Here is a 10,845-nt window from a genome sequence, read left to right on the forward strand (position 1 = left end):
TCCCTGTCACCGAGAAATATGTATCAAATAGGGCTCTAGCCCAAGTGCTGCCTGCGTGAGTAGCTACTTTATTCATAGTGAAACCGAGGCGTCGGTGTGAATCAGATCAAGGGGGAAACGCTGCCCCGCCAAGTAGTCTTCCATGCAGCGCAGCACCAGCGGGCTGCGGTGGCGCGGCGCACTGGCGCGCACCTCGTCGGGCGTCATCCACAGCGTGCGCACAATGCCGGTGTCAAGTTGTCGGCCCACCTTCACATCGCCCAACTCACCGCAGAAAGCGAAGCGCAAATAGGTGATGTCTTCGGCCTCAAACCCCTCGCGGGCCGGGCGAAAAAAGCGCGACATGTAAACGCCCACCAGCGCGTTTGGTTTGAAGGTGCAAGTGGTTTCTTCAAGCGCTTCGCGGGCACAGCCGTCGACCAGACTTTCGCCTGCGTCGAGGTGCCCGGCCGGATTGTTGAGGCGAAGCCCCTCAGGCGTGTGTTCTTCAACCAGCAAAAACTGGCCGTTCTGCTCAATTATTGCGGCCACGGTCGCACTCGGTTTCCATCGTGTAGTCATGGCCCATTATCCAAGGTCCGGGCGTCTGTCAAATAGCTGACTTTCCAGCGCGTCCAGGGGTTAACCCTGCCCCGAAAATGCAATAAATATGGGGTAAGCTCGCCAACGGACCTAAATTTAACTAAAAACGAGGAGTCGTCCCATGACGATCGGCGTAACCACTTCCACTGCAGGGGTTTCTACACCCACTCCTGCGTCACCTAAATCGGGGCAGCGAATCGGCGTACCGCGGGAGATTTTCCCTGGCGAGAAACGCGTGGCGACGATGCCGGAGGTGGTGCAAAAACTCATCAAGCTCGGCTTCTCGGTGTCCATTGAGGCGGGCGCAGGTGAGGCGGCCAATGTCAGCGACGACGCTTACCGCGCTGCGGGTGCCTCGATTGTTCAAGGCGCAGTCGCCTTGTGGGCCGAGTCCGACATCGTTTTCAAAGTGCGTGCGCCCACGTCTGACGAAGTGGCGCTGATGCATGAAGGCGGCACGCTGATTGGTTTTATCTGGCCAGCCCAAAACCCTGAATTGATGCAGCAACTTGCTGCCAAAAAGGTGACGGTGCTCGCCATCGACGCCCTGCCACGCATGCTGAGCCGGGCGCAGAAGATGGACGCCTTGACCTCCATGGCCGGTGTCACAGGCTACCGTGCTGTCGTCGAGGCCGCCAACGCCTTTGGGCGCTTCTTCAATGGCCAGATCACGGCGGCGGGCAAGGTTCCCCCCGCCAAGGTGTTTATCGCTGGTGCCGGTGTGGCCGGTTTGGCGGCGATTGGCACGGCCGCTGGCCTGGGTGCCATCGTTCGTGCCAACGACACCCGTGCCGAAGTCGCGGATCAGGTCAAGTCCCTGGGTGGCGAATTTGTGAAGGTCGAGTACGAGGAAGAAGGCGGCGGCGGTGGCGGCTACGCCAAGGTCATGAGCGAGGGCTTCCAGCAGGCTCAGCGCGACATGTACGCCAAGCAGGCCAAAGAGGTGGACATCATCATCACCACCGCACTGATTCCCGGCAAGCCTGCGCCCAAGCTGATTACCGCCGAGATGGTGCGGTCCATGAAACCCGGCAGCGTCATCGTTGACATGGCCGCCGAGCAAGGCGGCAACTGCGAGTTGACCGAACCCGGTCAGTCGGTTGTCAAACACGGTGTCACCATCGTGGGCTTCACCGACCTGGCCTCACGCCTGTCCACGCAGTCCTCGACGCTGTACGCCAACAACCTGTTTCGCTTGGCTGAAGAGCTGTGCAAAACCAAGGACGGCGTGATCAACGTCAACATGGAAGACGATGCCATTCGCGGCCTGACTGTCGTTAAGGACGGCGCCATCACCTGGCCGGCCCCGGCGCCCAAGTCGGTGCCCGCAGCGGCAGCCAAGCCTGCGGCAGCTGCAGCGCCTGCGGCCAAGAAGGCGAGCGGTCATGGCGCGCCCAGTGAACCGATGGCGGGCAACAAGCTGGCCATCATGTTCGGCGTCGCGGCAGCGTTTTTCTGGTACGTCGGTGCCAATGCGCCAACGGCCTTTTTGGCGCACTTCACGGTCTTTGTGCTGGCCTGCTTTGTCGGCTACATGGTGGTCTGGAACGTCAAACCGGCATTGCACACGCCGCTGATGAGCGTGACCAATGCCATCAGCAGCATCATTGCGATTGGCGCATTGGTGCAGATTTCGCCGATTGCCGGTGCCACGGGTCGACCCGATGATCTGATTCGTTGGATCGCCGCAGCGGGCATTGTGCTCACGGCCATCAATATGTTCGGCGGCTTTGCCGTTACCCAGCGCATGCTGGCCATGTTTCGTAAATAAAGGAGACGCCTGATGTCTGCAAGTCTTGCAACGGTCTCCTATATCGGAGCCACGATTCTTTTCATTCTGAGCCTGGGCGGTTTGTCCAACCAGACTACCGCGCTGCGCGGCAACCTCTACGGCATGATTGGCATGTCGATTGCCGTTCTGGCCACCGTGTTCGGCCCCAAAGTGAGCGGTTTTGCCAGCTATGCCTGGATCATTGGCGCCATGGTGGTCGGTGGCGGCATTGGTTTGTACGCGGCTCGCACCGTGCAAATGACGCAAATGCCCGAACTGGTCGCGCTGATGCACAGCATGGTCGGTCTGGCGGCGATGCTGGTTGGTTTTGCCACCTACATTGACACCTCCATTCCTCTGGAAGGCGCCGAGAAGGCCATCCATGAAATGGAAATCTACATCGGCATCCTGATCGGTGCGGTAACCTTTGCCGGTTCGGTGATTGCCTTTGGCAAGCTGTCGGGACGCATTGGCGGCAAAACCTTGCTGCTGCCAGGGCGCCACTTCATGAACCTCGGCCTGTTGCTGGTGGTGATCTATTTCGGCCGCGAGTTCCTGCACGCCGATGCCGCAACTGGCATGACGCCACTGATCGTGATGACCATCATGGCTTTGCTGTTTGGCGTGCACATGGTGATGGCCATTGGCGGTGCCGACATGCCGGTGGTGGTGTCGATGCTCAACAGCTACTCAGGCTGGGCCGCAGCGGCCACCGGTTTCATGTTGTCTAACGACTTGCTGATCGTGATTGGTGCGCTGGTGGGTTCCAGCGGCGCGATTCTGTCGTACATCATGTGCAACGCCATGAACCGCAGTTTCATCAGCGTGATTGCCGGTGGATTTGGCTCCACCAGTGCCGCGCCTAAAGCGGCTACCGGTGACGCACAACCCGTGGGCGAAGTGACGCCCGTCAACGCCGCCGAGACGGCAGAGTTGTTGCGCGAAGCCAAGAGCGTGGTCATTGTTCCCGGCTACGGCATGGCGGTGGCGCAGGCCCAGCACACGGTGTACGAGATCACCAAGGTGTTGCGCGAAAAAGGCGTCAATGTGCGCTTTGGCATTCACCCGGTGGCCGGGCGCATGCCGGGCCACATGAATGTGCTGCTGGCTGAAGCCAAGGTGCCCTACGACATCGTGTTCGAGATGGACGAGTTGAACGACGACTTCCCCACCACAGATGTGGCGATCGTCATCGGCGCCAACGACATCGTCAACCCTGCGGCCCAGGACGACCCGACCAGTCCGATTGCCGGCATGCCGGTGCTCGAAGTCTGGAAGGCCAAGACCTCTATCGTGATGAAACGCAGCATGGCTTCGGGCTACGCTGGTGTCGACAACCCGCTGTTCTACAAAGAAAACAACCGCATGCTGTTTGGCGATGCCAAGAAGATGCTGGACGAAGTGTTGACGGTGCTGAAAGCGTCCTGAGGCTGAAACCAGACCACACCCAGCGTGTGGTTTAGGGGGTTGACTCTCGCTAAGAAAAGGGAAAATACGAGGCACCGTCAGTGCTGTGCAGGTCGACAATCCTGACGATCTAATTGTCAAAGGAGACTTTCGCATGACTGACCGCCTCTGGCTCAAGAGTTACCCATCGGGGGTGCCGGCCGATATCGATCCCCAAAAATACACCTCGGTAGTGGCCATGATGGAGGAGAGCTTCAATAAGTTCTCCAGCCACACCGCCTACAGTTTCATGGGCCGGGACCTGAGCTATGGCGAGGTCGACAGTCTGAGTCTGGCGTTTGGCAGTTACCTGCAAGGCCTGGGATTGGTCAAAGGTGACCGGGTGGCGGTCATGATGCCCAACGTGTTGCAGTACCCGATTGCCGTCGCGGGCATCCTGCGCGCCGGTTACATCCTGGTCAATGTCAACCCGCTGTACACCGCGCGGGAGTTGGAGCACCAGTTGAAAGACGCGGGCGCCAAGGTTATTGTCATTCTGGAAAACTTTGCCGCCACGTTGGAAAAATGCCTCGCCGCCACGCCGGTTCAGCATGTGGTGCTGTGCGCCATGGGCGATCAACTCGGCTTGCTCAAGGGCACGCTGGTCAACTATGTGGTGCGCAGCGTCAAGAAAATGGTGCCCGGTTTCAGTCTGACGGGTGCGGTGCGGTTCAATGCCGCGATCGCCAAAGGTGCTTCCGGCAGCTTGAAAAAAGTGACGGTCCTGCCTGACGATGTGGCCGTGCTGCAGTACACCGGCGGCACCACCGGCGTTTCCAAGGGCGCAGTTCTGCTGCATCGCAATCTGGTGGCCAACCTGTTGCAGTCGGATGCCTGGTTTGAGCCTCTGCTTAAAAAAATTCCCTCGGCCGAGCAGGTCAACTTTGTGTGTGCCTTGCCGCTGTATCACATCTTTGCTTTTACCGTGGGCATGATGTTGACCCTGCGTTGTGGCGGCAAGCTGATCTTGATTCCCAATCCGCGCGACATGAAGGCGGTGCTGGCTGAACTGGCCAAGCACAAAATCCATGTCTTTCCGGCGGTCAATACCTTGTTCAACGGCTTGGCCAATCACCCCGACTTCAACAAGGTGGACTGGCGTCATCTGGTGGTCACCGTGGGCGGTGGCACGGCGGTTCAAAGCGCGGTGGCCAAGCGCTGGTTCGAGAAGACCGGCAGTGTCATTTGCGAAGGTTACGGCTTGAGCGAGACCTCACCCATTGCCACCTGCAATCCGGTGACGGCGACCGAGTACACGGGCTCGATTGGCTTGCCGGTGCCCAGCACCTGGATCAAACTGCTCGATGACGCGGGGCACGAGGTGGCGCTGGGTCAGTCCGGCGAGATTGCCATCAAAGGGCCGCAGGTGATGGCCGGTTACTGGCAGCGCCCGGATGAAACAGACAAGGTCATGACCGAAGACGGTTATTTCAAGTCCGGCGATATTGGTGTGATGGATGAGAACGGTTTCTTCAGAATCGTGGACCGCAAAAAAGACATGGTGCTGGTCAGCGGCTTCAATGTGTTTCCGACTGAGCTTGAAGACGTCGTGTCCCAGATGGCGGGCGTGATGGAGTGCGCCTGCGTGGGCATTCCAGACGCCAAAACCGGTGAAGCGGTCAAACTGGTGATCGTCAAACAAAACCCGGACTTGACCGATGCGCAAATTCGGGCTTTCTGCAAGGAAAACCTGACCGGCTACAAGCAACCCAAGGTGATCGAGTTCCGCGCCGAATTACCCAAAACCCCAGTCGGCAAAATATTGCGCCGCGAACTTCGAGACAAATAATCCATGACCACCGCCATCCTCAGCGCCTTGGTAGAAGAGCAACAAGGACTGCTTCAACTGCTGGTCAACCCTGAGCGCGTCAGGCGCGGCGGGCGCAGCTATTGGCGCGGGGAATTGCAGGGCCGCAACGTGGTGCTGGCTTTGTCGCGCATTGGCAAAGTGGCGGCCGCCACCACCGCCACCGCCTTGATTGAGGTCTTTGGCGTTCAACGCATCGTCTTTACCGGTGTGGCGGGCGGTGTCGGGGCGGGGGTTCAGGTCGGAGATGTGGTGGTGGCCTCGGCCTTCGTGCAGCACGACATGGATTCCTCGCCCTTGTTTCCCCGTTATCAAATTCCGCAATATGGCCGCGCCAGTTTCGACTGCGATCCGGCATTGACTGCTCTACTTTTAGAAGCTACTCACGAAGGGCTGACGCGGGCTAGAGGAGAATTTCATGAAAATAACTTGTACCAGAACCCGGGCGTTCACCAAGGCCTGATTGCCAGTGGCGACCGCTTTGTGTCCGGGGCGGCCGAGTTGCAGGTCTTGCAAAATGGCTTGCTGGCGGCAGGTTATGCCCCGCTGGCGGTCGAGATGGAAGGTGCGGCGGTGGCGCAGGTGTGCTTTGACTACGGCGTGCCGTTTGCGGCGGTGCGCACCATCTCGGACCGGGCCGACGACCAGGCGCATGTGGATTTCCCGACGTTTGTCAAAGAAGTGGCCAGCCGCTATGCGTTGGCCATCGTCCAGAATCTCATGCCAATGCTATAAATAACAGAGCTGCTTGTGCAGAAGGCACGGGGGCTAGAGCCTGTTTTTAGGTTAACCAGCCGCGTTTTCTGAAGTACCACATCGGCACCAGCGCGCTCGCCACCATCAGCGTTACGGTGTAGGGGTAGCTCCAGCCGCCCAAAAACTCCAGCTCGGGAAACTTCAGGTTCATGCCATAAACGCTGGCAATCAGGGTGGGCGGCAGCAGCGCCACGCTGGCGACCGAAAAGATCTTGATGATCTTGTTCTGGTTGATGTTGATGAAACCGACCGTGGCGTCCATCAAGAAGTTGATCTTGTCAAACAGGAAGGCGGTGTGCGAGTCCAGTGAGTCCATGTCGCGCAAAATTTGCCGCGCTTCTTCAAACTGCTCACCGTTGAGCATCTTGCTGCGCATCATGAAGCTCACGGCGCGCCGGGTGTCCATCACATTGCGGCGAATGCGCCCGCTCATGTCTTCGTGGCGGGCAATGGCCGCCAGCACCTCGCCCGCCAGTTCGTCGGTCATGTTGCCCGACAGCACCTTGCTGCTGACCTTTTCCAGCTCGTCGTAAATGCCTTCGAGCGTGTCAGCCGAGTATTCGGCGTCGGCGTCAAACAGCTTGAGCAGCACTTCTTTGGCGTCTTCAATCAAACCCGGTGCCCGGCGCGCCCGCATACGGATCAGGCGGAATACCGGAACGTCTTCATCGTGAATGGAAAAAAGCACGCCCTTGCTTTTGAGCTCGTCGTTTTCCAGGTTCAGGATGAACGCCACACGCACCGTGTGCGGTTCGTCATCGTCGGCGACCAAAAAGTCACTGCGAATGTGCAGTTCGCCGTTGTCTTCCTTGTAGAAACGAGCGGATTCTTCGATGTCTTCGTCCATCGCATCCTCCGGGATCGACAGACCGTAATACTGCTTGACCCAGCGTTTTTCTTCCAGGGTGGGTGACTCCAGGTCAACCCAGATCGGCTGGAAGTTGGACAGTTCTTCCAGCGACTCGATCTCTTCCTGAAAGAGTCGGCCGTTGGCAAGCGAAAAAATATTGAGCATGGCTCACTCCCTTGAATTGGTGTGCATCTGGCGGTGGTTGCGGTGTTTCGCTTTCAACCCCGATGCAGTTTTGGGAGTTGAAAGCTACCAACTAGGGTAGGTTTCCAAGGAGTTTTCTCCGAGAGTCAAGATGACGAAATTATCGCATTGCAACGGAGCCAAGCGGTTCTAAATCGAAGTAATTCACATCATCGCTTGCGAAAAAGCAATGCAATAAAGTCAATAAAGAGGTTAATTCAGCGGGTAAAAAGAGGATTAACACCTTATTTTGTTGCAGTGCATCAATGAAAAGTATTGCACTTTCCAAATATCGAAGGCATAGTGAAATTGTTCAAAGGTTTTTCAACCCAGCCAATCACAGGAGGCTATTTATGAATTTGACGATCAGCGGCCATCACCTCGAGGTCACCCCAGCCCTGCGCAGTTACGTTACGAGCAAGCTCGATCGAATCGTTCGGCATTTTGACCAGGTTGTGGATGTCAAGGTGCTGCTCACGGTGGAAAAACAAAAGGAAAAAGAAGGCAGACAGCGAGCGGAGTGCAATATTCATGTCAAGGGCTCAGACATTTTTGCCGAGAGCGCCCACTTTGACTTGTATGCCGCAGTGGATGAGTTGGTCGACAAGCTGGACCGTCAGGTCGTCCGTCACAAAGACCGCTTGCAAAACCACCACCATGAGGCTCCCAAGCGCTTGATGTAAATCGCGCAGATTGAATTCCGACAAAGCCGCCCGGTCGACCGCGCGGCTTTTTTTTGTCCGAATGTCTTGAGTGCATAATCGCCAGCAAATTATGAATCGACTTTCCAACCTCCTGTCCGTCGAACAAGTGCTTGTTCATGTGGATGCCACCAGCAAAAAGCGTGCTTTTGAAGAGGCGGGCTTGCTGTTTGAAAACCTTCATGGACTGAGTCGATCGCTCGTGACCGACAGCCTGTTTTCACGAGAACGGCTCGGGTCTACCGGTTTGGGTCATGGCGTGGCCATTCCGCATGGACGCATCAAAGGCCTCAAGTCGCCGATGGCGGCGGTGATTCAGTTGGCCAACCCCATCGGGTTTGACGCACCCGATGAGCAGTCGGTGAGCTTGCTGATTTTCCTGTTGGTGCCCGAGGCGGCGACGCAGAAACATCTGGAGATCCTGTCTGAGATCGCCGAGATGCTCAGCGACGCCACCTTGCGTGAAAAAATGGCGACCAGTGCCGATGCGGTTGAACTGCACCGATTGATTCACCACTGGCAGTCCTCTCAATTGGCCTGACCTCGGTCAAGTGCCTGCCCTGACCCTACTGGATTCGATATGAAGCCTAATGTTGTCAGCGCTGATGTGCTGTTTGAAGAATTTCGCAGCATCCTGAAATGGGAGTGGCTGGCAGGTCTGGGGGCTTCAGAGCGCCGCTTTGATGAAGGGGCCGTTCGGGTTGCCCGGTCTGGCGCCGATCTGGTGGGTCACCTCAACTACATTCACCCCTACCGCATCCAGATTTTGGGTCAGCGCGAGGTAGCCTACCTTACCAACGCCACACCTGAGGACTGCGCACGCCGGATTTCCCGTATCGTCACGCTGGAACCCCCGGTGTTGGTGCTGGCCGATGAGCAGGAGGCCCCGGCCGCCCTGTTGTCGATGTGTGAGCGGGCCCAAATCCCGATGTTTTCGACCAAGTCATCCTCCGCTTTTGTGATTGATGTGCTGCGTGCCTATTTGTCCAAGCACTTCGCAGACCGCAGCACGATGCACGGGGTGTTCATGGACATTCTCGGCTTGGGCGTGTTGATTACCGGTGAATCCGGCCTGGGCAAAAGCGAGTTGGGGTTGGAGTTGATTTCGCGTGGCAATGGTCTGGTGGCCGACGATGCGGTGGACCTGTTCCGCATCAACCAGGACACGGTCGAGGGCCGCTGCCCTGAATTGCTGATGAACCTGCTGGAAGTGCGCGGCATTGGTTTGCTCGATATCCGGTGTATTTTTGGCGAGACCGCAGTCCGCCGCCGGATGCGACTCAAACTGATCGTCCATCTGGTGCGTCGTGAGACGATGGAGCGCGATTACGAGCGAATTCCCTATGAGCCGCTGACGCAGGACGTGCTGGGGGTTCCGGTCAGAAAAGTAGTGATTCAGGTGGTCGCCGGGCGAAATATTGCGGTGCTGGTGGAAGCCGCCGTGCGCAATACGATTCTTCAGTTGCGCGGCATTGATACCTACCAGGAATTTGTCGAACGCCACCGCAAAGCGATGGACAACTCGCAATAAGCCAACCCTACATCGCGGGGGTGGGCATCTCTTTTTCAAAAGCCGATTCAGCCGGGCCTCCGACATCCGTGGGCCGGTTGGCGCATTTTTCATTCATGCAGTGCGCGTAAAGACTCAAGGCATGGTCGGCGATGGCAAATCCCTTGAGCTTGGCGACAGCATTCTGGCGTTTTTCAATCTCGGCATCGTAAAACTCTTCGACCTTGCCGCAATCGAGGCACACCAAATGGTCGTGGTGTTGCCCTTCATTGAGTTCGTAGACGGCCTTGCCACTTTCAAAATGACTTCGGATCAGGATGTCGGCCTGCTCAAACTGGGCCAACACCCGGTACACCGTGGCCAATCCGACGTCAGACTGCTCTTCCAGTAAAACGCGAAAAACGTCTTCGGCGGTCATGTGCCGCTGCTTGCCTTTTTGAAATATCTCCAGTATTTTTAGCCGAGGCAAGGTGGCCTTGAGTCCGGTGCTTTTGAGTTCGTCAATATTGGTCATGGAGGCCTCTCTCTTGCCATAGGGCAGGCTGACCCTGCAGGTGGTGCCGGTACAATGATCTGATCATATCGCCACACATCATTCCATGTCTGAACTACAAAGTTGTACTGCCCGTCTGATCCTGCTCTTTGCCGCGAGCGCAAGCTTGGTGGCCTGTGGCGGCTTGAATGGCGCCAGCACGCGCGTCGCCGGTATCGTAACCCCTTACAAAATGGACATTGTTCAGGGCAATTTCGTGTCCAAAGAGCAAGCCGCGGCCATCAAGCCTGGCATGAGTCGCACGCAGGTGCGAGACATTCTCGGAACACCCTTGCTGACCAGTGTTTTTCATGCCGATCGCTGGGACTATGTGTTCACCTTCAAGCGCCAGGGGCTGGAGCCGCAGGCGCGTAAGGTCGCTGTCTTTTTCAAAGGCGATGCACTGGAGCGCATAGAGGCTGACGCCCTGCCAAGCGAAGCCGAATTTGTGGCCTCGCTGGATTCAGGTCGCAATACCGGCAAAGTACCGGTGCTTGAAATGACGCCTGAAAGTTTGGCGCAATTACCGCCAGCCGTCAAAGCGGTTGAACCCAAGCCACTGCCCCCTTTGCCTGCGAGCTACCCGCCGCTTGAGCCTGCGGTGCGTTAACCATGACCCATCGGATCACAGTGGCGGGCGCGTCAGGGCGCATGGGGCAAATGCTGATCGAAGCGATCAAGGCAGCCGATGATTGCGAACTGGCCGG

11 protein-coding genes and 1 pseudogene are annotated in these 10,845 nt (G+C 57.5%); 9 read left to right on the forward strand and 3 right to left on the reverse strand.

Annotated elements, in window-relative coordinates; translation table 11 throughout:
* Positions 1–72 precede the first annotated feature (72 nt).
* A complete protein-coding gene (locus WCG50_RS07130) occupies positions 73–561 on the reverse strand; it encodes an NUDIX hydrolase (RefSeq protein ID WP_336898894.1) in 489 nt (162 codons plus the stop codon).
* Between the two features lie 142 nt (positions 562–703).
* Here WCG50_RS07130 and WCG50_RS07135 point away from each other — a divergent pair, with 142 nt between their 5' ends.
* From WCG50_RS07135 to WCG50_RS07150, 4 genes are all read left to right on the forward strand, one after another.
* Positions 704–2,353, forward strand: coding sequence for a Re/Si-specific NAD(P)(+) transhydrogenase subunit alpha (locus WCG50_RS07135; protein WP_336898895.1), 1,650 nt, complete (start codon positions 704–706; stop codon positions 2,351–2,353).
* 12 nt (positions 2,354–2,365) lie between these two features.
* Positions 2,366–3,781, forward strand: coding sequence for a Re/Si-specific NAD(P)(+) transhydrogenase subunit beta (gene pntB, locus WCG50_RS07140; RefSeq protein WP_336898896.1), 1,416 nt, complete (start codon positions 2,366–2,368; stop codon positions 3,779–3,781).
* 133 nt (positions 3,782–3,914) lie between these two features.
* Entirely contained in the window at positions 3,915–5,588 is a 1,674-nt protein-coding gene (locus WCG50_RS07145; protein WP_336898897.1) for a long-chain-fatty-acid--CoA ligase, read from the forward strand.
* 3 nt (positions 5,589–5,591) lie between these two features.
* A complete protein-coding gene (locus WCG50_RS07150; RefSeq protein ID WP_336898898.1) occupies positions 5,592–6,341 on the forward strand; it encodes a 5'-methylthioadenosine/adenosylhomocysteine nucleosidase in 750 nt (249 codons plus the stop codon).
* Between the two features lie 46 nt (positions 6,342–6,387).
* Here the strand turns inward: WCG50_RS07150 and corA are convergent, their stop codons facing one another.
* Positions 6,388–7,377 (reverse strand): magnesium/cobalt transporter CorA, encoded by a 990-nt coding sequence (corA, locus tag WCG50_RS07155; protein ID WP_336898899.1) that lies wholly within the window; start codon positions 7,375–7,377, stop codon positions 6,388–6,390.
* 371 nt (positions 7,378–7,748) lie between these two features.
* Between corA and raiA the strand changes: the two genes are divergently transcribed.
* From raiA to hprK, 3 genes are all read left to right on the forward strand, one after another.
* Positions 7,749–8,078 (forward strand): ribosome-associated translation inhibitor RaiA, encoded by a 330-nt coding sequence (gene raiA, locus WCG50_RS07160; RefSeq protein ID WP_336898900.1) that lies wholly within the window; start codon positions 7,749–7,751, stop codon positions 8,076–8,078.
* A 91-nt stretch (positions 8,079–8,169) separates the two neighbouring features.
* Positions 8,170–8,637, forward strand: coding sequence for a PTS IIA-like nitrogen regulatory protein PtsN (gene ptsN / locus WCG50_RS07165; protein WP_336898901.1), 468 nt, complete (start codon positions 8,170–8,172; stop codon positions 8,635–8,637).
* Between the two features lie 39 nt (positions 8,638–8,676).
* Positions 8,677–9,627, forward strand: a complete 951-nt coding sequence (gene hprK / locus WCG50_RS07170; RefSeq protein WP_336898902.1) for an HPr(Ser) kinase/phosphatase — start codon at positions 8,677–8,679, stop codon at positions 9,625–9,627.
* A 7-nt stretch (positions 9,628–9,634) separates the two neighbouring features.
* Here hprK and fur read toward each other — a convergent pair whose 3' ends face one another.
* Positions 9,635–10,120, reverse strand: coding sequence for a ferric iron uptake transcriptional regulator (gene fur, locus WCG50_RS07175; RefSeq protein ID WP_336898903.1), 486 nt, complete (start codon positions 10,118–10,120; stop codon positions 9,635–9,637).
* Positions 10,121–10,205: 85 nt separating this feature from the next.
* Here fur and bamE point away from each other — a divergent pair, with 85 nt between their 5' ends.
* Positions 10,206–10,748 carry an outer membrane protein assembly factor BamE gene (gene bamE, locus WCG50_RS07180; RefSeq protein ID WP_336898904.1) on the forward strand — a complete coding sequence of 181 codons (543 nt, stop codon included), beginning with the start codon at positions 10,206–10,208 and terminating at the stop codon, positions 10,746–10,748.
* A gap of 2 nt (positions 10,749–10,750) precedes the next feature.
* Positions 10,751–10,845, forward strand: a pseudogene (locus WCG50_RS07185) (4-hydroxy-tetrahydrodipicolinate reductase); the annotation flags it as partial.

Source organism: Rhodoferax sp., assembly GCF_037143375.1.
Taxonomy (GTDB): domain Bacteria; phylum Pseudomonadota; class Gammaproteobacteria; order Burkholderiales; family Burkholderiaceae_C; genus Rhodoferax.